Annotated in this window: 22 protein-coding genes and 2 pseudogenes; 21 read left to right on the top strand and 3 right to left on the bottom strand. The window is 46.1% G+C overall.

Annotation, left to right across the window (positions count from 1 at the left end):
- The first annotated feature begins 26 nt into the window (after window positions 1–26).
- From ABXS70_RS14120 to ABXS70_RS14070, 11 genes are all read left to right on the top strand, one after another.
- A complete protein-coding gene (locus tag ABXS70_RS14120) occupies window positions 27–851 on the top strand; it encodes a methyltransferase domain-containing protein (RefSeq protein WP_342555636.1) in 825 nt (274 codons plus the stop codon).
- Window positions 852–865: 14 nt separating this feature from the next.
- A complete protein-coding gene (locus tag ABXS70_RS14115) occupies window positions 866–1,813 on the top strand; it encodes a hypothetical protein (protein ID WP_366296407.1) in 948 nt (315 codons plus the stop codon).
- A 212-nt stretch (window positions 1,814–2,025) separates the two neighbouring features.
- Window positions 2,026–2,478, top strand: coding sequence for a GNAT family N-acetyltransferase (locus tag ABXS70_RS14110; protein ID WP_342555638.1), 453 nt, complete (start codon window positions 2,026–2,028; stop codon window positions 2,476–2,478).
- A 72-nt stretch (window positions 2,479–2,550) separates the two neighbouring features.
- Window positions 2,551–2,835 carry a hypothetical protein gene (locus tag ABXS70_RS14105; RefSeq protein WP_342555639.1) on the top strand — a complete coding sequence of 95 codons (285 nt, stop codon included), beginning with the start codon at window positions 2,551–2,553 and terminating at the stop codon, window positions 2,833–2,835.
- A 5-nt stretch (window positions 2,836–2,840) separates the two neighbouring features.
- Window positions 2,841–3,404 (top strand): GNAT family protein, encoded by a 564-nt coding sequence (locus ABXS70_RS14100; RefSeq protein WP_342555640.1) that lies wholly within the window; start codon window positions 2,841–2,843, stop codon window positions 3,402–3,404.
- Between the two features lie 296 nt (window positions 3,405–3,700).
- On the top strand, window positions 3,701–4,582 hold the full coding sequence (locus ABXS70_RS14095; RefSeq protein WP_342555641.1) for an AraC family transcriptional regulator: 882 nt from the start codon (window positions 3,701–3,703) through the stop codon (window positions 4,580–4,582).
- Window positions 4,583–4,604: 22 nt separating this feature from the next.
- Window positions 4,605–5,876 carry a sugar ABC transporter substrate-binding protein gene (locus tag ABXS70_RS14090; RefSeq protein WP_342555642.1) on the top strand — a complete coding sequence of 424 codons (1,272 nt, stop codon included), beginning with the start codon at window positions 4,605–4,607 and terminating at the stop codon, window positions 5,874–5,876.
- A gap of 134 nt (window positions 5,877–6,010) precedes the next feature.
- Window positions 6,011–6,916: a sugar ABC transporter permease gene (locus ABXS70_RS14085; RefSeq protein WP_342555643.1), complete on the top strand. Its 906-nt coding sequence runs from the start codon at window positions 6,011–6,013 to the stop codon at window positions 6,914–6,916.
- Entirely contained in the window at window positions 6,916–7,740 is an 825-nt protein-coding gene (locus tag ABXS70_RS14080) for a carbohydrate ABC transporter permease (protein WP_342555644.1), read from the top strand. Before ABXS70_RS14085 ends, ABXS70_RS14080 begins: the two co-directional genes overlap by 1 nt.
- Before the next feature lie 5 nt (window positions 7,741–7,745).
- Window positions 7,746–10,301: a hypothetical protein gene (locus ABXS70_RS14075; RefSeq protein WP_342555645.1), complete on the top strand. Its 2,556-nt coding sequence runs from the start codon at window positions 7,746–7,748 to the stop codon at window positions 10,299–10,301.
- Window positions 10,302–10,336: 35 nt separating this feature from the next.
- On the top strand, window positions 10,337–11,413 hold the full coding sequence (locus tag ABXS70_RS14070) for a glycoside hydrolase family 88 protein (protein WP_342555646.1): 1,077 nt from the start codon (window positions 10,337–10,339) through the stop codon (window positions 11,411–11,413).
- Between the two features lie 91 nt (window positions 11,414–11,504).
- On the opposite strand, the gene ABXS70_RS14065 is transcribed toward ABXS70_RS14070, so the two are convergent.
- From ABXS70_RS14065 to ABXS70_RS14055, 3 genes are read right to left on the bottom strand one after another with little or no spacing between them, the layout of a single operon-like run.
- On the bottom strand, window positions 11,505–12,491 hold the full coding sequence (locus ABXS70_RS14065; RefSeq protein WP_342555647.1) for a substrate-binding domain-containing protein: 987 nt from the start codon (window positions 12,489–12,491) through the stop codon (window positions 11,505–11,507).
- A complete protein-coding gene (locus ABXS70_RS14060; protein WP_342556308.1) occupies window positions 12,488–14,074 on the bottom strand; it encodes a response regulator in 1,587 nt (528 codons plus the stop codon). Before ABXS70_RS14060 ends, ABXS70_RS14065 begins: the two co-directional genes overlap by 4 nt.
- A gap of 5 nt (window positions 14,075–14,079) precedes the next feature.
- The gene (locus tag ABXS70_RS14055; RefSeq protein ID WP_342555648.1) at window positions 14,080–15,894 is read right to left on the bottom strand and encodes a sensor histidine kinase; all 1,815 of its coding nucleotides are present in this window, start codon (window positions 15,892–15,894) and stop codon (window positions 14,080–14,082) included.
- Between the two features lie 244 nt (window positions 15,895–16,138).
- Between ABXS70_RS14055 and ABXS70_RS14050 the strand changes: the two genes are divergently transcribed.
- The 10 genes and pseudogenes from ABXS70_RS14050 (at window position 16,139) to ABXS70_RS14005 (ending at window position 24,935) form a co-directional block, all read left to right on the top strand.
- Entirely contained in the window at window positions 16,139–16,390 is a 252-nt protein-coding gene (locus ABXS70_RS14050) for a hypothetical protein (protein WP_366296402.1), read from the top strand.
- Window positions 16,291–17,163: an ABC transporter substrate-binding protein gene (locus ABXS70_RS14045; protein WP_366296653.1), complete on the top strand. Its 873-nt coding sequence runs from the start codon at window positions 16,291–16,293 to the stop codon at window positions 17,161–17,163. Before ABXS70_RS14050 ends, ABXS70_RS14045 begins: the two co-directional genes overlap by 100 nt.
- Window positions 17,164–17,309: 146 nt before the next feature.
- Window positions 17,310–18,842, top strand: coding sequence for a sugar ABC transporter ATP-binding protein (locus ABXS70_RS14040; protein WP_342555650.1), 1,533 nt, complete (start codon window positions 17,310–17,312; stop codon window positions 18,840–18,842).
- A 4-nt stretch (window positions 18,843–18,846) separates the two neighbouring features.
- A complete protein-coding gene (locus tag ABXS70_RS14035; protein WP_366296400.1) occupies window positions 18,847–19,890 on the top strand; it encodes an ABC transporter permease in 1,044 nt (347 codons plus the stop codon).
- Window positions 19,880–20,854, top strand: a complete 975-nt coding sequence (gene yjfF, locus ABXS70_RS14030; protein WP_342555652.1) for a galactofuranose ABC transporter, permease protein YjfF — start codon at window positions 19,880–19,882, stop codon at window positions 20,852–20,854. The genes ABXS70_RS14035 and yjfF overlap by 11 nt, the downstream gene beginning before the upstream one ends.
- A 37-nt stretch (window positions 20,855–20,891) precedes the next feature.
- Window positions 20,892–21,941, top strand: a complete 1,050-nt coding sequence (locus ABXS70_RS14025) for an ABC transporter substrate-binding protein (protein WP_366296398.1) — start codon at window positions 20,892–20,894, stop codon at window positions 21,939–21,941.
- A gap of 99 nt (window positions 21,942–22,040) precedes the next feature.
- Window positions 22,041–22,568: an AAA family ATPase gene (locus ABXS70_RS14020; RefSeq protein ID WP_366296396.1), complete on the top strand. Its 528-nt coding sequence runs from the start codon at window positions 22,041–22,043 to the stop codon at window positions 22,566–22,568.
- Window positions 22,569–22,591: 23 nt separating this feature from the next.
- On the top strand, window positions 22,592–23,059 hold the full coding sequence (locus tag ABXS70_RS14015) for a DUF2691 family protein (protein WP_342555655.1): 468 nt from the start codon (window positions 22,592–22,594) through the stop codon (window positions 23,057–23,059).
- A gap of 409 nt (window positions 23,060–23,468) precedes the next feature.
- A pseudogene (tnpA, locus tag ABXS70_RS14010) lies at window positions 23,469–23,851 on the top strand (IS200/IS605 family transposase).
- A gap of 5 nt (window positions 23,852–23,856) precedes the next feature.
- A pseudogene (locus tag ABXS70_RS14005) lies at window positions 23,857–24,935 on the top strand (transposase).
- Window positions 24,936–25,054: the final 119 nt, after the last annotated feature.

The raw sequence follows: 25,054 nt of genomic DNA, 5'->3' as shown, positions 1-25,054 counted from the left end.
CAAATGAAGAAGGAGAGAGAAATATTATGAGTGATCAGCGTTCAACATATAATATTCAAACAGCCGTATTAGGTTTTGAGGAGGAATTGGAAAGGTTAAGGATGCAGGCAGTCATGGGATGGTCCAAAGAATTCCGGAACTTAGAGTGGTATGGTTTGAAAAATGGGATGCGCGTATTAGAGGTTGGAAGCGGACCTGGTTACATCACAGAGCAATTGTTGAACAGCCTGCCGCACAGCGCAATTACTTCGCTGGAGATTGATCGTTCTTTACAAGCGGAGGCCAAAGAACGACTGAAAGATGTCCCCACTGAGCGATTGCAGTTTGTGGAATCTTCCATCTATGAGATGGAGCTGCCTGATCATTCTTTCGATTTTGTCGTGGCAAGACTTATCTTCCTTCACTTGAACAATCCTGCCGAAGCTGCACAGGAGATACTGCGCGTACTGAAGCCTGGCGGCCGCCTTGCCATTATTGATGTGGATGATGGCATTTTTGGAGCGGTAAATCCGGATGTACCGGCTCTCCACACGGTATTAATGAAAATTTCGGACTATGTTTCACAGCATGGCGGGAATCGTTTAATTGGCAGAAGCCTGCCGCGGCTGCTTTCCGAGAATGGTTACGTCGATGTTGACATCGATGCTGTGCTGCAGCACAGTGATGTACTGGGCATTGAAGGTTTCAAACATCAGTTTAATCTCGATCGTTTTATACATTTTGCTGACAAAGGGATCATCAGCGCGGAGGAGTTCGCCCAGCTGCAGCAGGCCTCCGAAGCAATCAATCACTCGCCTGAAGCCTATGCCATGATGAATTTCATAACCGCCTGCGGCATGAAGCCGCTGTAAAAAGGAGGATCAGGATGAATATCATTCATGCTTTTCAAGATACAGTAGTTCGAGGGGATCATAGGGGCATGATCGACTTATTGAAAAAATATGAACAATCCAGCAAACTGTCTGTTAATGAACGCGGATGGGTATATTGGAATGTTTCAGACGGCTATGCCTTGTTAAGAGAGCCGGAGCCGCTGTACACTAATCAGCGGGCCTTTTTCGAATGGGGCAAAGAATACCTTGCCCCCGAACAGCTGCACTGGATCGTTTCCGATTCAACGCAAGCGCTATCATTGTCTCTAGGTCATTATTTTGATTATTGGATTGACTGGTATCAGTATGCTTGTACTCATGCACCAAAGCTGGAATGTAACCGGGGTGTTCGATTTGAGAGCCACCGGGCATTATGCGGGACCTTCTGGGTATTAGAGAGGTACAGTGCGATGGCCGATGCACTGGAAAACATGAAACAGCTCATTGAAGAAGATGAGCTGTGGTCCAATATTCTTTTTGCCCGGATTACATATTACAAACAGCGTCTGGCTTATCTGTATCATTCAAGTGATGATGAAAGAGCTGAAGCGGATCTGCTTCTGGATGAGACAATGCATTTGGTAGACAAGATCGACTGGTCTTTATTAAAGCCGGTCAAAGACAATCATATTATAGGCAGCTGGGAAGACCTTAACACTGCAAGAAACTCAGAGAGAGATATCCATATTGCTTTAAATAATCTGGCATGTATTCTGGCAGATATTAATAAGACCGGGCAAAGTGTGAAATTGTTTAGACAGCTGCAGGACAGCGGGTATGCCTTGAATGGATATGCTTTTTCCAAGTATATATATGGAGTCTGGAAGGCGGAAGGGACGGGAGCGGTTCAAAAAACGTTAGCTGCCAATGATCATAAAATCTCTGAGCTTATGCAGCACAGCCCTGTACTCTCTGAGCTTAAAGATCAGCTGGGAGTCTAACCAGAAGCGAACTTCTGTCAATATGAGGAAGTAAGAAAGAAGGAATGGCTGCGAAGATTAAAATGGACCCTGCAGACCAGCTTTGGCTTGAACTAATGGCAAACATGCTTTGATTTGAGACGTTGAAATGGTTTGAATTCCCTGAAAGGAGTGATGTGGTATGAGACGGCAGTTGAATACGTGCATAAGAAAACATTCAGGAGGAATTTCAAATGACTATTCAGGTAAGACCTGTTTCGACGGATGATTGGTTTGCTTGTACCCGGCTGGAGGTAAGTGAAGAACAGAAAAAATGGTTCCCGGCACCGGTTGTTTACTGGATGGCTGAATCCAGATTTGTTACAGACTTTCATCCCATGGCAATCTATAAGGACTCGAATCTGGTCGGTTTTGCAGTGTACTCTGATCAGGTGCATGACGCGGGAGACTACTGGCTTCCAGCTTTGATGATCGACAGCAAGTATCAGGGCAGAGGATATGGAAAAGAAAGCCTCCTTGCTTTGGTGCAGTGGATGCAGAGGACATTGAACTGCGAACGCATTATCATTGGACATAGACCTGAGAATCGGGCTGCAGGTGCGTTGTATGAATCCTTTGGCTTCCAACGTGTAAGTGAAGAGCTTATCGATGGTGAGGTGGTTCGAGCCTTCCGCTGTCGTATATAAACAGCTGAATAACAGTTCTGAGGCTGATGATATCACATGGGATAGGTTTTTAGAAAGGAGAGTCAGGCGAAGATGAAATTGTTCAAAAAGCTGACCTTCTGGTTTGTGCTTTTCTCGCTGCTGGTGTGTTTCAACAATCTATCCGGTAATGATGATAAAAATATTTTGATTTATTTGACGAATCCAATGAATTCCCTGCTAAACGGATGGCTGACTCACATCAATACGAACCCGGAAACAACGTACTTGTTTAAGCCGCTCATTTGTGGATTGCATCTGCTTTTTTGGACCGGACTGGGTCTGGTCATCGATACGTTAATAAAGAAGGATAAGGCGAGAAGACAATCGGGGAGGTAACGACGATGGCTCGTATATATGGAGAACGAATCGTACTCAGAGAATACCAGGATGACGATCTGCAGTATATGAGACAATGGGTCAACGACCCGGACATTACTGCAAATTTATCAGACAATTTCTTGTACCCTCATTCGAGTTATGAGACCGAGTCCTTTTTTCAAACGATGGCTCAGGGGAAGGCCGCTAATAAAAGTTTTGTTATCGGAGCGAGAGAATCACTTGAATATATAGGTCAGATTGACCTGTATAAAATAGATTGGAAAAATCGTTTTGCTTCGTTAGCTATCGTGATTGGAAGAAAAGAGTATTTGGGCAAAGGATACGGCAGCGAAGCGATTCGCATGCTCCAGAAGTTCGCTTTCGAAGAACTCAATCTGAATCGCTTGGAACTTGAAGCGTATGAGTATAATCAGTCGGCTCATAAGTGTTATGTTCAATGCGGATTTCAAGAAGAAGGCCGCTATCGGAACAAAATATATAAGAGTGGAACATATCGGGACAGCATCGTGATGAGTATTTTGAAGCACGAATATGAACATCGACTGCATACAGAAGCTCTGTCTTAATCTGGATCAGCATCGAATATCAACCTAAAACTTAAATCTCAGTATCCATCTCAATATCTGTGTCCATATTAGTTTAGTACCGCTTGACAGCCTTAGGGCTGCAAAGCGGTTTTTTTGTTTCCGGCATGCCGCCATATGAAATTCTTTCTTTCATTTGCAACAATTGTGATCAACAATACAGCAATATTGTTCAGATTAGTTCGAAATAACTGTGATACAATTCATTGTAAAGCGCTATCATTTTAAATTATTAAACTATATTGCTATTTATATTCTGAGAAGGGAGATCTTTATGAATGTTAACCATACACACCCCGACGAATATGGCACTGCAGGAAAATGAAGTTTATGTGCGCTCGGAAGCAGACAATTTTCAGGATGAATGGCCTGTTCACACGCATAACGGGTATGAGATTCACTATTTTATCCAAGGGGATGCGACCTTTCTAATCGGTGATCGAATCTACAAGCCGAAGCCCGGAGACATGTTCATATTTAAAGGAGGCGTACCCCACCGGATTAACCCTTCTAGAGAGATTGTATACAAGCGGAGCTTTGTTAATTTTACGGAACTGCTGCTGCTCGACCTGCTTGAACTTAGTCAATTGGATAATCTGATATCCATATTTCACCATCCAAACGGACTATTGGTGCACTGGTCCCTTGAAGAGCGCGAGTACATTACCAATACATTTAAGGGAATTAAAGAGGAAATGGATGCCCGCAGCGCGGGATGTAAAACTATGGTGAAACTGATCCTTACGCAGCTGCTGCTGCGCATTTACCGGAAAATGAACAGCGAGCAGTCCGTTGATCCCATCTTACTCTCATCACAGAAACAGACCAGTGTAAGCCGGGTTCTGCATTATCTAAACCAGAACTATGCGGAGAATGTTTCACTCGATGAGCTGTCCAAAACACTGCATTTGAATAAATACTACATTTGTCATTCTTTTAAAGAGACGACGGGATATACCATCAGCAATTATGTCATACGCAAAAGGGTGGCAGAAGCCAAAAAGCTGCTGCTGTCGACGGATGCATCGATTTTGGCGATCTCCGAGACATTGGGCTTTAATACCCCTGTGTATTTCAGCAGAGCTTTTAAACAATATGTGGGGGTTTCACCACAGTTGTTTCGTAAAAACGAACTGCTTAGCGCAGTGAAAAACCACTAATTCCTCTCAAGGAGATGTTGATATGAATAGAAAAATGAAGTTTAAAATACGCATCAGTGTTCTATTAACTGTAGTGCTCATGATGCTGACTGCTTGCGGTAATGCAGGTAACAACGCAAATGGAAAAGGGGCTGCTCTCGATTTCTTATGGTTCTCTGATGGAAAAGAAGGAGAAGTGATCAAAGAAATCATTAAAGAATACGAGCAGAGCGGCAGCAATGTGAAAATCAATCTGATTGAAGTCGGCTTCAAGGATGTCCAGACCAAATTGAAAACGATGTTATCAGGTGGCAAGCCGCCTGCCCTGGCCCGGGTGACGGATACGGGATCTTTTGCAAATCAGGCAGTTGATCTCACCCCTTACGTGGAGAACGTGGAACAATTCCAGGATCAATTTATTGACTCTCTCAAACCTTATTATGTTATGGATGGCAAATTGGCAGCAGCGCCGATGGATGTCACGGCAAATGGATTGATATATAACAAAACGTTATTTGATAAAGCCGGTGTCAAAGTACCCACTTCTCCGGAAGAGGTATGGACGTGGGATGAATATATCGCTGCATTAAAACAGGTGATGGACAAAGGTGGAGCACGATATGGAATGGTTTGGGATGTCACTCCACATCGGTGGTCCACGCTGCTGTACCAGCATGGCGGAAGCATCTTAACGGAGGATGGCAGTGCGGCAGCGATTAACAGTGAGGCAGGAATCCGTTCCATGGAGATGTTCAAGCAGCTTCATCAAGAGGGGATCATGCCTGATTCGGTATGGCTGGGTGGAGAGAATCCGAATAACTTGTTCCGTTCCGGTACGGTAGCAGCTCACTGGGCTGGCAACTGGATGATCAGCAATTACAAGGATATTACCGACTTCGAGTGGGGCGTGACCTACATGCCCAAAGGAACACAGCGTTCTTCCGTTCCGGGCGGAAAGTTTCTTATGGCTTTTAAGGGAAGCGGACAGGAGCAGCAGGCTGCCGAATTTATCGAATATTTAACGTCCAAAGAAGTAAATTCCAAATATAATCAGGAGTCGCTCTTCATGAGTCCGCGGAAGGACAGTGCTGCTTTGAATTATGAATTTGGGAAGGACATGTTTGAAATGTTCTCGGACGAGTTGAAAAACAGTTCGCCGCTTGCAGCGAACGACTGGTCCAGACAGACGCTGATCTCCAAAATTTCAACGGATTTGAAAAATCATATTATGGACGTGTTATCCGATAAAGCAGCTCCACAGGAAGCACTGGATCAGATGGCTAAGCAGATTAATGAAGCCATTGGCAGTCAATAAAATGCTAGGCCGGACTCAAGCCAAACATAAAGCCACATACAAAACATAAAGTCACATCGGAATCACATAAGGAGGCTTGACAGTTCCAGTTAAGCCTCCCTCTCATAATGAAGTCATAAGGAAGGAGCACGCAGATGAGTGAAAGACAACGATCCAATCATAAAACATTGGCAGGACAGAACAGGAAGCTCGTCATCGCTCCATATCTGTTTATACTTCCCAATCTCTTGATCTTCAGCACCTTTATCGTATTTCCATCGTTATTGGGCTTGTACTATTCTTTTCATGTCTATGATGGACTGAATCCGATGAAGTTCAATGGACTGGACAACTATCTCAAGATATTGACAGATCGGGAATTTTGGTCAACGATCGGACGAACTGGCGTCTATGCCGTCATAGTTGTTCCGCTCATTTATGCGGCGGCTCTAGGCATTGCCCTGCTGCTTGCGCGCGAGATTCGAATGCGCGGATTCTTCAGAGCCATATTTTACTGGCCAACGATGATTTCTTACATCATCGTAGGTTTGACCTGGAAGTGGATTTTCGGAGATTCATTTGGCATTCTGAATCATCTGCTCACGATGGCAGGTGCGGAGCCGGTAGGTTTCTTAACGTCATCGTTTTGGGCCAACACAGCTGTAATTATTGCGACAGTATGGTCACGCGCGGGCTTTTTCATGGTCATTTTCATCGCAGGCCTGCAGGCAATCCCTACAGATTATTATGAGGCTGCCCGCTTGGATGGAGCGACAGGTTCGAAAGTGTTTCGTTACATTACGCTCCCGCTTCTGAAGCCTACGAGTTTACTTGTTGTTATGCTTTGTCTCATTGATGCGTTCAAGGCATTTCCACTTATGTTTGCGCTTACAGGCGGTGGGCCAGGCAAAGAGACAACGTTCATTGTTCAATACATTTATGAGATTGGTTTCAACAGGCAGGAATTGGGTCTGGCCAGCGCGATGTCCGTGATTCTGTTTATTCTCATTGGTGGGTTCTCGGCACTTCAATTCCGTTTATCGAAAGGAGGAGCTGTCTGATGGTCATGAAACCTATAGCCAAAATTACAATCTACAGTTTGTTAAGTGCGGCCGCAGTATTGTGGCTCCTGCCTGTGCTGTGGGTGGTGATCTCTGCCCTGAAGACGAATAGCGATCTGTACAGTTTTCCTCCCAAGTTATGGCCGGATCCAGTCACCTTCGAACATTTCAAGGAGGCTTTCAAAAAAGGCGATTTCGGTTTGTATTTTATGAATAGTACCATCGTAACGCTGTCCTCAACGCTGCTGCTGCTCCTGATCAATTCCATGGCTGGTTTTGCACTCGCGAAGTATCGATTCCGGGGAAGCTCGATTATATTAATTGCATTCATCTCAACACTTATGATTCCGATTGAGGTTATCATGATTCCCATCTTCAAAGTGCTGAGTGCACTTGGTTTATATAACAGTCTGCTTGCAATCATTATCCCGCCTGCAGCCACACCGACAGGTGTGTTCCTTATGCGCCAATATTTGCTGACCGTACCCGATGAGCTGCTGGAAGCGGCACGCATGGATGGAGCAGGAGAATGGAAAATTTATTGGAGCATTATTCTGCCTATAGCCAAACCGATCCTTGCCGTACTCGCCATCTTTTCTTTTATGTGGAGATGGGATGACTTTGTATGGCCGTTAATCGCTATTAGCGATCCATCCAAATATACGATCCAGCTTGCGCTCTCTAATTTTATTGGTGAATACAACGTGGATTGGGGAAGCCTGCTTGCAATGTCCGTCATCACGATGCTTCCGGTATTGATTGTTTTTATGGTTTTCCAGCGTTATTTTGTCAGCGGCATGATTACTTCAGGAATGAAAGGATGAGTTGAATGTTAGAATCTACCCGCAGCGGGATGCACACTTTGAATTACAAGCCAATGAAAATAGGCAGCAGTCAGGTCATTAATCACTGGATAACCAGCGGGATCTATACAGAGCCTGTAGCCTTTGTTCCAACTACAATGGAGGGAGATATTAATGATTGGCTTATCGATGGTTTTGCCATTCATGAGAACCCGTGCAGGCAGGAATTTGTTGAAATGAGGAGATCGCAGGCTGCGCCCCGGTTTTTTGAACAATGGAGTGAGTTTCCGAGCCCGGGAGACCCATTCAATGGAGTGAAAGCTAAGATGCCATGGGAGATTTATTCTCCCTGGGGCAATCCGCGAGTAGAGAAATCAGGATTCTGGTTTGTACCCACCCATCTGCGCAGTTATGCGGCGACACGTCTCGTCTCTCCGACCGGCCATAAGGCTTCATTCCGGATCAAAACGTACGGAAGTCTCTCCTTGTGGATCAATGGAGAACAGGTGACTGACTTTGCGCCGCTCGTTCGCAACCAGGAGCAGGAGATTATTATAGATGCTGAGCTTTCCGCAGGAATCAATGAAATCTATGCCTGCTGGGAGGACCTGGCCGAGCGAGATACGATGTATGCCTTTGCGCTCGATTATCTTGGCAATGAAGAACTGCATATTTCGCTGCCTATTGCTTCTCATTTAGTGGAGCCTGTGCAATCCGCAGAGCGTGCCTTGGAACAGGCTCATTTTCCCTCAGATCTCTTTCGGGGTGAGCAGATTAAGCTTAGACTTCCGCGTCCTCTGCCAGATACCGTTAGAGAGATAGATATCCAGTATGGGAACTTCTTTGATGGCACTGAAAACAAGACGATACAGATCGCTGAGAAGGAGAAAGATCTGGTTCTGGGCCATACCAATGAAATAGGCCATCATTACGTGTACTTCACGCTGACCATTTCAGTTTCAAACGTAACACTGACGAAGAAGTTCGGCTGTCAATCCTACGATACCGGTTATGATGAGGCTGCTCTGGAAGCTGCGGATATTGAAGCTCGCAAATCTCTGGCTCTGCGATGTATTGCCGAGAAGGGCAGTCCTAACATTCATACGGCGATTGCCATGTTAAAAACCAATGGTAATAGGCAGGAAGCGGAGAAGATGCTGCTTGAAGGTGTAGAAGGCATTGAGCAGCGGAAGGATTGCAGTGATTTTTATCTGGTCGGGTTGTTTCGCCTATGGAGAGATGAACGAAACAGCGGTTTGTTCAGCGAGTCGTTCTGGAATCGGGTAAAAGCGAGTATTTTGAACTATCGATACTGGATTGACGAACCCGGCGATGATGTCATGTGGTTCTTCAGCGAAAACCATGCGCTGTTGTTCCACACGAATGAGCTGTTAGCGGGACAGCTGTTCGGGGAAGAAGTGTTCACGAACAGTGGTGAATCCGGTGAAGTACACCGTCAAAAAGCAGAACAGAGGCTTGCCTTATGGTTTGAGCGCTTCATGGATGAAGGCTTGGCAGAATGGAACTCAAGCGCATACATTCCGATTGATGCCGTCGGACTGCTGCATATCTATGAATTTGCACACAATGAACAGCTCCGGCAGCAGGCGAAAAAGGCAATGGATTTGTTATTTTATTATATAACGGTGCAGATGCATCAGGGTGTGATGTCTACAACGTTCGGCCGCAGCTATGAGAAGGAACTGCTGGGAAGTTATGCTGCGGGAACAACTTCCATGTGCTGGATCGGTTATGGAGTCGGTCATGTCAATAATTATTCGATCAGCAATGTGGCGCTAAGTTTATCCGATTATATTCCTCCAGCGGCATATCAAGAGCATCTGACGCTTGGGGAAAATCAGCAGCTGACGTTCACCAATCAGCAGGGTAAGGGAGGGTACGCCAAGCTCTATCATTATCGAACAGCGGAATATGCCCTGTCTTCCATTGTAGGCTTTCGAGCAGGCAAGCCGGGGTATCAGGAGCATGTCAACCACCTGTCTCTATCGCCTGAAGCGCAGGTCTGGGTGAATCATCCCGCCGAAATATACAAGCATGGAGATGGCCGCCCTTGCTTCTGGGCCGGGAATGGCATCCTTCCCAATGTTGTGCAGCATGAGGGCATAGCTCTGATGATGTTTGATATTCCGGCAGATCAGACTGCGGATTGGACACATGCTTATTTTCCGACGAGCTTTTTCACAGAGTGGGTGAAGCATGAGAACTGGGTTTTTGCCCGTCTGAATAAAGGATATGCGGCTCTCTATTCAGCTAACGGGATGAGTATGGAGAAGAACGGTGTAACGAGAGAGCGTGAGCTTATTTCTCATGGATTGCGTAATGCCTGGATCATAAGAGCAGGAAACGAACAGCAATTCGGATCATTTCATGCTTTTATAAACCAAGTTCGTTCGGCAGGCCCACAATTCGACAGTACTTCTCTGACGCTCAGCTTGACTGATCCTGTATATGGTTCGATAGAGTGGGGAATGAACAAGCCTTTTCTTATTCAAGGAGAGGAAATCATACATGGCGGTTACGGAGTAAGGGGACAGCTGCAGATCCAGAACATGACGCGTTGAAGTCTGCGTAATAAATCTAGGGAGTGAGGGCTAACATGCTGAATCAAGAACTGCTTCTGGAGAAAATAAGCAAAGTATCCGATGCGATGAAATCGATGAAAAACACAAGTATCAATGAACAATTTCCCATTGGACTAATCGACATCCATCTATGGGAATGGCCGCAAGGGGTTGGACTTTACGGCCTTCTTCAGCTCTATGAAACGACCCAAGATGCTGAGGTGCTGCGTTTTCTTGAATCTTGGTACGATGCAAGACTGAAGGAAGGGCTGCCCGAAAAAAATGTAAATACCTGCGCTCCGCTTCTCACTTTAATGTCGCTAAGCCAGCTGACCGGGAACAAGGAATACGAACGTGTCTGTGAAGAATGGAGCAGCTGGATTATGGAGGAACTGCTGCGAACCGGAGATGGTGCGTTTCAGCATATGATTACGGGGGATGCCAATGACGGTCAGATTCTGATTGATACGCTTTTTATGACAGTGCTGTTTTTGGCCAAAGCAGGGGTGCACTTCAAGAAAGCATCGTATGTAGAAGAGGCCAAGCGGCAGTTCCTTGTGCATATTAAATACCTATACAATAAAAAAACAGGGCTGTTCTATCACGGCTGGGATTTCAATGAGCATCATAACTATGGTGCGGTTCATTGGGGAAGAGGTAATGCGTGGTATACGGCTGGAGTTATGGATTTCCTCCATATCATTCCCATCGAAGACGGACTGAAGGCTTATCTTCTGGATACAGCGACGGCGCAGGTCAGAGCACTTAGCAAACTGCAGCATGAGGACGGGATGTGGCACACGGTGCTGGATGATCCTGATTCGTATAAAGAAACCTCGGCAACGGCTGCATTCGGGTACGGTATTCTGAAGGGAATCCGTTATGGCTACCTGGATGAGTCCTATCGGAATACCGGTATGAGAGCACTTGAAGCCGTGCTGCGGCAGATCGATACGACTGGAGTTGTACAGCAGGTATCATACGGAACTCCTGTAGGGCAGGATGCTGCGTTTTATAAAGAAATACCGATCAGTCCAATGGGTTATGGACAAGCACTTACGCTTTTTATCCTGATTGAGGGACTGCGTGCTCCAGAAATCGATAATGGATGAATCTTGTGTCAGGAAATGATGAAGTAAAGGATGAAACGGTACCCCATAGAGTGGACTCTTTAAGGTCGCTCTATGGGGTTTTTCTATTGATCTATTGGTTCTGGTTTGCCTCTGTAATTTCCGTTATTCCTGTATCCGTGAATTCCTCGATTTGAATTCCTTCAGCTGCACGGAGTAGTGCTTCGATGATTTCTGTTCCCCACACCCGCTCATTTTGCGAAATGACGGCTGACAGCTGCCCATTCAGCAGTCCTTTTTCACTGATCGGGCTGTCACCAAAAGCAATAAGATGCCGATTCAGACCTTTTGCTTTCCAGACGAGGGCAGAGGCTGAGACGGATATAAAATCCAGCCCAACGACGGCATTAAAATGGGGGTGGGCGTCAATCATGGATTCGATATCATTCACGGCTCGATCTTCGCTGCCCTGATTGTACTTGACCTCCAAAATTTCAATGTCGGTTTCACTGCGAATATAATCAACGAATCCGTTCAGCCGCTGCTGCAGACCCTGCATCTCTTCCAGACCGCTTTCGACCAGAATCATGCCTTCATCATGGAGCAGTCTTGTTGTGGTCATCGCGAACTGCTGCCCTGTACGATAGTTGTCTGCTCCGATATAGGCAGTCCGCTTGCTGGAAGGCGCATCGGATTCAAACGTGACAACAGGAATACCGGCTTCTCTGGCTTTGTTAATTGCAGGAGTGAGCGCGGCGGCATCTACAGGTGAAATGGCGATGCCGTCAACCCGCTGCTTGATCATGTTCTCCAAAATGCGAATCTGCTGCTCCGTACTCGCTTCATCGGGGGCATTCACGGCCAGCGTGATCTGATGTTTCTCAGCAGACTGCGCAGCATCCATCGTGATCATCTCGTAAGCCCTATGTGTCATCGGGTAGATCATTCCAAATGTTTTGTTTTCTGCAGGCCTTTCAGCGGGAGAAGCCGCATGAAGATTAATCTCTTTGGTCCTGGAATGCAGATCAACTGAACCGGAAGCTGCCATTGAACAAGAAGTTATGGTTAATGGAAGCAGCATCACAAGCATGAACAAGCAGGTCTGTTTGACTTTATTCATAACACGGACTCTTTTCTCTGATCTGATTGTGGTTCCTTGAATACGGTTGCCCCCTGCGTGCGGTATTCTTTCGGCGTAAATCCCGTTGTTTTTTTGAATATATTCGAGAAATAGTGCGGATCATTATAGCCAACCTGATAAGCAATCTCAAAGGTCTTGTTGTTCGTTGTTTTCAGCAGTTCCTTGGCCCTGCCGATTCTTACCTGAGTTAAGTACTCTGTGATTGTCTGACTGGTTTCCTGGCTGAAAATTTTACTGAGATGACTAGGGCTGATGCGTACATGTGCAGAAATCATCTTTAACGACACCTGCTCGTTATTATAATGCTGCGAGACATATGCTTTGACTTGATCAATGACATCACTGTATTTACCAGAGGATTCGGCTCTCCACTGCCATAATAGATTCAACAGTGAGCATAGATACTGCGTACAGCTTTCCCAGTTTGAAATCCTCTGAATGATCTGCTGCAGATTCCGGATATTTTCGTCTGGGTTGGCACTCGTTCGAAACAGCTGATTTGCGAGTCGAAAAGACTCAAGGGTTAGATCATTTAACAGATAGAAGCCATAGGATGAGGAATTCCAGTCAATCGACTGTAATGGAGCAGCGAATTCTTGTATAAAGCTGTGCACCAAATGCGGGTCGCCAATCTTCAGAAAATCAAGAAATCGACTGCGATCAAGCAAAATATGGGTTTTCTCATCCAGATGAAGTTCACGGAGCGAAGCTTTGTTCTGCTGGGTCAGACGGGCAAAATACTTGTCTTCATCCGCCTCCAGGTACGAAACATGAATCCCCTGCAGACGCTCCTGATTACTGCCAATACCGATAGTGATGCTGCAGTGGAACTGCTGTTCCAGTTCCACGCGTACCTGCCCTCGGAGCTGTTCCAGATAAGCCGTGATCCGATCCTCCGCATTGGATTTGAGCAGCAGCACCAGCTCGGTTCGGCTCCGAATGTAAGGAAGAAGTTCGACATGAGTGCCGCAGATGTCCTCAAGGACACGCCGTACTTTATTCAATAACAGCTCCGGATGCTGAGCATCATCCTGCGTTCTGATATCCACAATAGCGATGGTGTAGACTTTGGCTGAAAGAGGGAGCGAAAGCCGCTTGGCTGAATCGATGGCATCGGTTGTACCTATAAGTCCGCCGCATAGATCGGCAAGCAGCCTTTCTTTGGTCATCGTGAGGCTTGTCAGCTGCTGCTGCTCTTCATCGATTTTTTGGCTGACTTGATGCAAAATGTGAAGAAGATCTGCCCCGCTGACGGGTTTTAGACAATATTCGGTGACCCCCAGGCGGATGGCCTCTTGAGCATAACTGAATTCATCATGACCGCTCATAATAATAATCTTGATCCCTGGCTTCTGCCCCCGGACGATGGAGGCCAGCTCTAACCCGTTCATAAACGGCATTTTGATGTCGGTAATGAGAATATCAGGTGCCCATTCTTCGATTAAAGGCAGGGCAAGTTCCCCATCCGGTGCATCTCCGCAATAGTGAAAACCTTCCTTTTCCCAATCCACGCCGTTACGTATGTTTTCACGAATACCGATTTCGTCATCGACAATCATCACCTTTTTCAATGCCGAACCTCCTTGCTTTTTGGAATGCGAATCTTAAATGTACTGCCTTCCATATAGGTGCTGTCCATCTCAACACCGTAGGACGGGCCAAAATAGAGTCGAATCCGGTGATGCACATTGAGCAGACCGAATCCGCCTTCCTGTTCATTTCCCAGAAGCGAACGAGAGCCTGCAGGCTGTTCCAGTTCTTCTCTCAATTGGGCCAATCGTTCAGGGGTCATGCCGGCGCCGTTGTCCTGAACGGTAAGCACGATGCTCGTATCGTCAGCGTAACCTCCTATAGACACAAGCCCTTGACCACGTTTGTTCTTAATGCCATGGTAGATGGCGTTTTCAATCAGGGGCTGCAGCGTCATTTTCAGAATCGGATACTCCTGAAGTTCAAGATCTACTTTGATTTCGTATGTTAAAATGTCGTGATATCTCATCTGCTGAATAACCAGATAATTTCGGGCATGCTCCAGCTCGGTCTGGATGGATACCCAGTCAAAGCCTTTGTTTAGACTCAAACGAAAGAACCTGGAGAGAGCTTGAACCAGTTGGATCACACTTTCTTTTTTTTCGGCTTCGGCCATCCAGATAATCGACTCCAGCGTATTGTATAGAAAATGCGGATTAATCTGAGCCTGCAGCGTTCGCAGTTCAGCTATTTTGACTTGTTCATTTTCCTTGATGCTTTGGTCAATCAGCGTTTTAATTTTCTCCAGCATGATGTTGAAACTTTGCCCTAAGTCCGCAATTTCGTCCGATCCCGTGGGAGCAACCTTCACCTCAAGGTAACCGTTCGCCGCCTTTCGCATTTTATTCATCAGAATCTGAATCGGATGAATAAGCCGGTTGTTCAGGAAAAAGTACAAAGAAATAGCAAAGAATGCGCTTAATGAAACACTGATAATAATTAACTGGCGAATGCTGTTGGCCTCGGCAATAATCTCTTGAAAGGGCGCAGCCCCGATAATTTTCCACCCGGTCTGCTTGGACGTGCTGTATACGACAAACTGAGGTTTGGACCCTGCAGACAGATTAAAGCTGTCCTGCTGTGCGTGGAGAGGAAATGAGTTGATCTGGTTGATGATAGCCAGAGAAGCCTGGTCAGCAGCTGGTTTAAAAAGTGTTTGTCCATATTGATCATTAATATAAAAGAAACCCGAATCTTTGATAGTCGTTGTTCTCAAAAAATCATCAATGAATGCATCATTCATATCAATCACAATAAAGCCGATCACTTCATGAGTAATGCGTTCTTTGACCGTAGATATAATTGAAAGCGCATTCTGTTTAGGGTATGCGAATCCATCCAACCGGTTGTGCTCGGCATAGGGTGCTGCATGAGGTATCCGCAAAATGGCATCAGGGTACTGGACCAGATACTGAAAATAGGGATTTCGAAGCGGGTTGCGCTCCAGCTTGAATACTCCTTTTCGTTCACTGAGCCCTTTGCCATAGAAGTTAACAAATGAAATATTGAGCACTTTGTCATATTTGTAGGTTTCCCGGTAGAGATTGTACGTCTGCAGGATGGCTTTGGCTTCGGTATATGACTCGGATTGGGAGTACAAATACTGAAGAACTTGTGGATTTTTACCCAATTCCAGCAGCCGCTCGGTATCTTCGAACATGATGTCAATGTTTCTGGCAAGCTGATCCGCAGCCAGCTGTGTGGAGGCTTTGTTATGATTTGAAACGACAGTATAGGACTTTTGGTAAGATATCAATCCAACGATGATTAGCGGTACAGAGCTGAGGATGATGAACATGCTGAGTAATTTAAGCCTGAGGCTTGAAGCAATCCATTGAACAATTTTCAACATATTCCACTCCATCTGAAGGGATCAGGATCAAAAGGTAGCATTATTATAACATGAATTTGAACGATGGAAGCTCATCGCAAAATAGTACACGATAAACGAAAAAAATTACACATTTTCATAACATGTCCTCCACAATTACTAAATTATTACATAAATTCCGCATGACATTCCATGTCCGTGAACGTTGTAAGCGTTTTATAATGTGGTCACACCACATAAGGTGAACATAACAAGGGAGGATCACATGATGCGAAGCAAAAAAAAGTGGGGACTCACCATCGCACTGGCGATGGTTATGATGGTCAGCACAGCTTGTAACAGCGGTAATGGGCAGCCGGCACAGATCCAGGTAAACCGGCAGGGGAAAACGGAAGTGCGCCGGCCAGCGCCAAAACGATCACACTCGGTTTCAGCCAGGTTGGTGCGGAGAGCGGCTGGCGTTCAGCGAACACCAAATCGATTCAGGATTCAGCCAAAGAAGCCGGTTATGATCTGAAGTTCTCGGACGCGCAGCAGAAGCAGGAAAATCAGATTAAAGCACTGCGTTCCTTTATTCAGCAGAAAGTGACGGTTATTGCGTTCTCTCCTGTGGTCGAGTCTGGTTGGGATACGGTCTTAAAAGAAGCTAAGGATGCAGGTATCCCTGTCATTCTGACAGACCGGGCTGTGGATTCACCGGATAAATCGCTGTACAAGACGTTTATCGGTTCTGACTTTGTAGAAGAAGGACGCAAAGCGGGACAGTGGCTGAGCGATCAATATAAGGATACACAGGAAGAGATCAATATCGTTGAACTGCAGGGGACAACGGGTTCTGCACCTGCGAACGATCGGCAGGAAGGTTTTATGGAGGTCATCGGTTCCAACCCTAAACTGAAAGTCATTGCCTCACAAACGGGTGACTTTACCCGTGCAAAAGGTAAAGAGGTCATGCAGGCCTTCCTTAAAGCCCATAAAAAAATCGATGTGCTTTATGCACATAATGACGATATGGCGCTGGGTGCAATTCAAGCAATTGAAGCTGCAGGATTGAAGCCGGGCGTAGACATTACCATTATCTCCGTCGATGCTGTGAAAGATGGCATGCAGGCAGCTGCCGATGGCAAAATCAATTTTATCGTGGAATGTAATCCACTTCTCGGACCTCAATTAATGGAAGCTGTTCAGGCCGTGGTGGACGGTAAAGAGATCGAAGCCCGCATCGTTACGGATGAAACGACCTTCACATCCGAGCAGGCCAAAGAAGCGCTCCCGACACGCGAATATTAATAAGTACAAGCGGTTAACACCGAAAAGTCATTTTTCGACCTGACTGTCGTAAATGACTTTTTTCTATCCGGTATCATTTTTCCGGCATGACTTTTTCATCTGATGAGTGCTTCGCTGTGCGATTTTGATATAAAGGGGAGGATTACATGGATGCTGTGCATGCACCCATACTGCAAATGACAGGCATCACCAAGCGTTTTCCAGGAGTCAAGGCACTCTCGAACGTCAGCTTTCGTCTGTTTCCAGGAGAGATTCATGCGCTGATGGGCGAAAATGGAGCTGGAAAGTCAACGCTGATCAAAGTGCTTACAGGCGTGTACTCGATAGACGAAGGCTCGGTGACCATGGACAATCATGTCCTTGTGATATCCGGGCCGCTTGAAGCTCAAAGAGCGGGAATCAGCACGGTGTATCAAGAGGTGAATCTCTGTCCGAACTTGACGGTGGCAGAGAATATTTTTATCGGGCGCGAGCCGATGAAGTTCGGCAGAATCAACTGGAAACAGATGAACCACGATGCGGAGAAACTTTTGCGGGAAAGATTAAATCTCGTAATTGATGTGAAGGCGCCTCTGCAGACGTATTCGGTAGCAGTACAGCAGCTCATCGCGATTGCAAGAGCGCTGAGTATATCCGCCAAAGTACTTATACTGGATGAACCGACATCCAGTCTGGATAAAAATGAAGTGCAGCAGCTGTTCCACATTATGCGCAAGCTGAAGAGTGAAGGGCTGGCTATTCTGTTTGTGACTCACTTTCTCGATCAGGTATACGAAATGTCCGACCGTCTGACCGTACTTCGCAATGGGGAGCTTGAAGGCGAGTACACTGCCGCAGCGCTGCCGCGTATGGAGCTCGTGCTCAAGATGATCGGCAAAGAGCTTGAGATTCTGGAGGAACTCCCCAAACAGTCGGGTGAAGGGAAACCGGAGACAGAGGAGGGCACAGACGCGGGTGAAGTCATGATCACGGCGACTGGACTGGGACGAAAAGGTGCCATAGAGCCGTTTGATCTGACAATTCGTAAGGGTGAAGTTGTGGGACTGGCAGGTTTGCTCGGTTCCGGTCGAACGGAAATCGCTCGTCTTATCTTTGGCGCAGATCGTGCGGATGAAGGCAGGCTGCTCGTCGCCGAGACCGGAAATACAGTAAAGTCGCCGCGGCATGCCATTGATCAGCACATTGCTTTCTGCTCGGAGAATCGCAAAACGGAAGGCATTATCGACGACTTGACGATCAGGGAAAACATTATTCTTGCGTATCAGGCGACACGGGGCTGGTCCAAACCGATTTCTCGTAAAAAGCAGGATGAATTGGCTGAGAAATATATCAACCTGCTGCAGATTCATCCTAAGAACCCGGAACAGCTGATCAAAAACCTGAGTGGCGGCAACCAGCAAAAAGTACTGCTTGCACGTTGGTTATTGATGAACCCTGATCTGTTGATTCTTGATGAGCCCACACGCGGCATTGATATCGGAGCGAAGGCGGAAATACAGAAGCTGGTGCTTTCACTATCAAAGCAGGGGATGGGTGTACTGTTCATCTCCTCGGAGCTGGAGGAAGTGATCCGGGTCAGTGATCGGGTAGCTGTACTGCGAGACCGGAAGAAAGTAAAGGAACTCACCGGAGAACAGATCCATCAGCAGCAAATTATGAAAGCGATGGCAGGAGGTTGACGTAATGATCAGCAGAATGCGAAAACATCATTTGTTTTGGCCGCTGTGTATGCTTGGTTTACTTTTATTGTTTAACTTGATCTATTCGCCCGATTTTTTCTCGCTTGTGATGCGTGAAGGCAATCTGTACGGCAGTTTAATCGATATTCTTAATTTTGGAGCACCGCTGATCCTGGTATCGATCGGAATGACCTTGGTGATTGCAACTGGCGGCATTGATCTGTCCGTAGGTTCCATTGTTGCCATCTCGGGTGCCATGGCTTGTATGACGATCAGCAAAGGAACAGATCAAAGCTCGTTCTGGCTCGTCCTGAGTGCTCTTGCTTTATCTATTGGTCTTTCCATTGTTTTGGGAGTATGGAACGGGGCACTGGTATCGGCTGCCCGGATTCAGCCCATTATCGCCACGCTGATTCTGATGGTAGCTGGACGCGGTATAGCCCAATTGATCACAAGCGGACAGATTATTACAGTGTCCAATGAACAGTACAGGTATATTGGCGCAGGTTCACTTGCTGCCCTGCCGTTTTCCATTTTCATCGTACTGACTGTGCTGCTCATTGCCGTGCTGCTGACTCGGAAAACAGCGCTTGGGCTGTTTATTGAGTCGGTCGGGAATAACGCACGTGCCAGCCAGTTGGCAGGCATTCGTTCCAAAACGGTCATTCTCGCCGTTTATGTGTTCTGCGGTCTCTGCGCCGGTATTGCAGGACTTATCCTCAGTTCCAACGTTTCGAGTGCAGACGGGAACAACGCGGGACTCTGGTATGAGCTGGACGCCATTCTGGCTGTCGTGATCGGCGGGACTTCGCTGAATGGGGGACGTTTCTACTTGATGGGCACGGTGGTTGGCGCACTGATTATCCAAACCTTAACCACAACGATTTATATGATTGGCGTACCGCCTGAGGTTACGCTGGTTGTCAAAGCTTTTGTTGTACTCGCCGTATGTTTAATTCAATCCGATGCTTTCCGCAAGTCCATGGCAGACCGACTGAAAAAGCGGAAGTTTCCAGCTGAACAAGGGGTGAATCGTCATGTATCTTAATCGAAAACTTCTCCCGGTCCTGGTCACCTTTGGCTTGCTGGCCGTCATGATTGCCATTGGCTCGTTCCGTTACACCGGTTTCTTCTCCACGCAAGTTCTGTTCAATCTGCTGATCGATAATGCCTTTCTGATCATTACGGCGATTGGCATGACCTTCGTAATTGTATCCGGAGGAATCGATCTGTCCGTTGGTTCGGTCATTGCGCTGACAACAATTATTAGTGCAAGCTTGGTTGAGAAGCAGGGCTGGTCGCCCGCCGTGGTCATTCCTATGGTGCTCGTTATGGGTGCGGTGTTTGGCACATTGATGGGAGCGATCATTCATTATTTTAAAATTCAACCTTTCATTGTCACACTGGCAGGAATGTTTCTGGCAAGGGGGCTGTGTTATGTTATCAGTACAGACACCATTACCATTACAAACTCGTTCTATACGAATGCTGCCCAGGCCAAAATCCCGCTGCCGGGCGGCAGCTTCCTTTCTATTAATGTGGTCATAGCTGTGATTGTACTGCTGCTCGCCATTTTCCTTGCTCACTATACTCGTTTCGGACGTAATGTATATGCGATTGGCGGTAGCGAGCAATCGGCTGTGCTGATGGGACTGCCGGTAGCCCGTACCAAAATCTTGGTATATACGTTCAGCGGTTTTTGTTCCGCGCTTGCAGGTGTTGTCTTTACATTTTATATGTTATCCGGTTACGGATTACATGCGATGGGTCTTGAACTGGATACGATTGCGGCGGTTGTCATTGGCGGTACACTGCTGACTGGCGGTGTCGGTTATGTGGTAGGCACGTTCCTCGGTGTATTGATCCAGGGCGTTATCCAAACTATAATTAGTTTCGAAGGCACGCTCAGCTCGTGGTGGACCAAGATTGTGATCGGTTTGATGCTGTTTGTCTTTATTTTATTTCAGCGCCTTCTGAGCGAGCGGCGTGTATCTGCCAAGTCGCTGCACTGAAGAGGGGCGTCAACCAGGATGGAGGAAGGAACAACACATGAAGAATATTGTGAGCTGGTTGTGTGTGCTGCTTCTATTGTGTATTGCGGGCTGCACTGCATACGAGCCTGAGCCAAAGCCCCTTCCTGTTCCATCCAACGTTGATGCGCTGCCATCCGTCGAGGAGTGGATGCAGTCGCGGGAGTACAGTGCACCTTCAAGAGAGTCGATTATACTGGGTTTTTCACAGCTGGGTACAGAGAGTGCCTGGCGCATGGCCAATACAACTTCTATTCAGGATGCCGCTAAGGAATCCGGGATTACACTAATTTTGAAAAATGCAGAACAGTCTCAGAAGAAACAATTCGAGGCTGTTCGTTCTTTTATTAAGCAAAAGGTGGATGTTATTGCTATTGCACCGGTCGTGGAATCCGGCTGGAATGATATTCTTCAGGAGGCAAAGCAGGCGGGAATTCCGGTAATTATCGTCGACCGGTCTGTAGATGTTAAGGATACCTCTCTATTTGTAACCACGATTGGTTCGAACTTCTATGAAGAAGGTGTAAAGGCCGGGAAATATATTCAAGACCGATTGCGAAATGTGCCGGGAACGATTCGCATTGCAGAACTGCAGGGTACAAGTGGATCAACTCCGTCGATCCAGCGTGGAGAGGGTTTTAGAAGTGTATTGGGTTCCAAAGGAAATATTTTGTTTTCACAAAGTGCTCCTGCTGATTTTACAGAGGACAAGGGCAGGCAGGTTATGAACGGTTTTCTTCAAGTGCCGGAAAAGGAAAGGCCGCAGGTTCTTTTTGCTCATAATGATGAAATGGCCTTCGGTGCGATTCGTGCGATCCAGGAGGCTGGATTGAAACCCGGAGAGGACATTGTCATTGTTTCGGTAGACGGCTCGCGAAAAGCGCTGGGCATTCTGGCGAATGGACAGATTAACGCAGTGGTGGAATGCAACCCTCTGCTGGGGCCGCAGCTTATGCAGGCGACCAAGGAGATCATTGCCGGACGCACGCTGCCCAAACGTATGGTGCCCCGGGAGGATATATTTACTAAAGAAAGTGCCAAACGTGAGATGAATAATCGAAAATTTTAACTGTTTAAATCCTGTTGGACAAATCCGACGGGATTTTGCATGATTATTGAAGGTAACGCAGTACGCAGTTAATAATAATCGTTATAGAGGAGTGATCGTATGATCATCATGATCAATGGCGCATTTGGTTCCGGTAAAACTTCAGCTGCAGCGGCACTGCAACCAAAAATCGAAAACAGCATGATCTATGATCCGGAAGAGATTGGTTATATGCTGAGAAAGCTTCTTCCAGAGGAACATCGACAGGAGGAAGAGTGTACAGACGATTTTCAAGATATCGAACTGTGGAGAGTTTTGACAGTGAAGACGGCCAGAGAGATTAAGCAGAAATATAATAAACATCTCATTATCCCCATGACGATCTATAAAAATGTAAACTTTGATTACATCTATAATGGGCTGAAAGAAATCGACCATGACCTGCATCATTTTTGTCTGACGGCGTCTTTGGATACAATCTACGAGCGCTTGGCTAAACGGGGAGATCCATTCGGCGGCTGGCAGTATCAGCAGGCCCCCAAGTGTGTTGAGGCATTCAAAGCGGATCAGTTTGAAACTCGCATTGCCACGGATCATCTGGATACGGGTGGAGTGGTAGATCTGATTTTGCAGAAAGTCAAAGGCTGAAGAGCTGAGGAGGCAATCTGAATATGAAGAGAGGTATACAATTCCACATTCCTAATGCTTATGGCAGCTTTTTGGGAGAAATTCTTAAACCGATCGGGATATCGAATTATGACTGGTTTGTTGGCGGGGGAGAGTCGTATGTTGTAGTTGATGATACGCTGGGAGAAAGTCTTTTCCCAAATCATGCTCCCTGCATGACGGGAGAAGAGCTGCAGCGCATTGTGGAAGATCAGAAGTATTATTTGATCTTTGCGGATTTGAAGGCCTTCCCGAGAGGGGATGCAGTACCGGATGTACAGACCTATAAAGATTACGCAGAGAGTGATTGTCAGATCGCACTTCTTGTCATCGACAGTTGTTACACTGCGGTTTACATGAAAGATGCTGAGATACGAGAAGAATTATACAATCATGTGCAGCGACTGGGCTGTGAAAGGCTCGATTATATTACCGATGAGAACGACAATCGAACCCGGATATCCGTCTGGTAAACGCAGCAGACCGTATGGGACGCGATTATCCTGAAGATGGATAGACCAATATTTAGTTTAGGAGTACAATTGAATGTAAGGAATTGGAATGCTGCGCAGGCGAAAAGCTGGAGTTGAGGGGGATTTTTAGTAGGTATGTATACGGTTACAAATCAAGGGGTGCATAAATGTTGTCTAATTATTATTGGAATAACCAGATAGAGTATCTGCGAAAGACGCGATGGCTCTATTACAGAATCCCCGAACGAGAAAGCCCAATTCTTTAGAGGTGGGATGAAAGTGAGGTCGGATACGGAGTATCACTATTGTGATGCTTCAAGTATCCGAAATGTCTGTGTTTTTAATTTTTGCAAGCTTGTTTCAATTCATCTATGTAAACTGATATAATATAGATATGGAATAATATGGAATAACAAACACAACCGTATCTTTGTTGAACTATCATTTGTGTTCTGCCCTCGATACAGGAGAAAGTTATTTCTCAAATCAGATGTAGAACAGCGCTTCAAGGAATTGGTGCATGAGGTATGTACAGAGCTTGAAATTGTGATTGTTGCCATGGAGTGCGGCAAAGACCATATACATATGTTTCTCAATGCACTTCCAACTTTAAGCCCTGCCGAAATCATGGCAAAAATAAAAGGAGTCACATCAAAAAAACTACGAGAGGAGTTTCCACACCTTCTGCATTTGCCCAGTTTGTGGACACGTTCTTATTTTGTCTCTACTGCTGGAAATGTATCAAGTGAGACCATCAAGCGTTATGTTGAACAACAAAAGACAAGGGGGTGAAGCCTATGTCTCAGACCATAACGGTTAAGGTAAAGCGCTGCCGACAAAAGAGCAGATCCGATTATTGCAACAAAGCAGTCATGAATATATCCGAGTTGTTAATACACTCGTGGCCGAGATGGCAGAAGAAAAGAAAAGATTGAAGAAGACAACAAAAGACGTTCCTGGTAATCTACCAAGTGCAGTAAAAAATCAAGCGATTAAAGATGCGAATAGTGTGTTCTCTACCAAAGTTAAGAAAAGTAAATACGCAATCATACCGATCCTAAAGAAACCGATTTGCGTATGGAATAACCAAAACTATTCTTTTGACTTCAAGCACATTTCTATTCCATTCCTGGTAGAGGGAAAATCCAAGCGTGTAAAAATTTGTGCATTGTTTATAGGCAGGGACCATCGAAACGCTGACCTTTTGAAGCATAAACTTGGTACGCTCCGTGTCACGAAAAGCTCAGGGAAGTGGGTAGCCCAAATTGCTGTCACCGTGCCAACAACTGAAAAAACGGGTGTGCGGATTTTAGGTGTTGATTTAGGGCTAAAAGTTCCTGCCGTAGCCATCACAGATGATGATCAAGTTCGCTTTTTTGGGAATGGACGAGAAAACAAATACAAGAAACGGAAGTTTCGTAGTGCTCGTCAAAAGCTGGGAAAACAAAAGAAAGTGAACGCTATTCGCAAGTTAGATGATAAAGAACAACGATGGATGAAAGACAAAGACCACAAAGTTAGTCGTGAAATTGTTCATTTCGCAGTCGAGAATAAGGCTTCTGTCATTCGCTTAGAGCAGCTAACAAATATTAGGCAGACGACAAGAACAAGTCGTAAAAACGAAAAGAATCTACACACCTGGTCATTCAACCGTTTGGCACAATTCATTGAATACAAAGCCAATATGGCAGGGATTAAAGTAGAATATGTGAACCCTGCCTATACAAGTCAAACCTGCCCGGAATGTTCAAAAAAGAACAAGGCACAAGATCGAAGATATAAGTGCCCATGTGGATTCAAGAAACATCGTGATATCGTTGGGGCGATGAATATTCGCTGCGCAACTGTGATTGGCGGTAACAGTCAATCAGCCTAAGATGCTATATGCACTGTCTTAGGAGGGGTAATGGCTTACCCTGGTCTTAGCATCTGTTCAAAGCAGAAATGAAATGAGGACGTTAAGATAGCTAAGAATCCCAGTCACCTTAGTGACCT

The sequence above is a fragment of the Paenibacillus sp. AN1007 genome (genome assembly GCF_040702995.1).
In the GTDB taxonomy this organism is placed as follows: Bacteria; Bacillota; Bacilli; order Paenibacillales; family Paenibacillaceae; genus Paenibacillus.
This window is presented reverse-complemented; position numbering and strand designations above follow the sequence as displayed.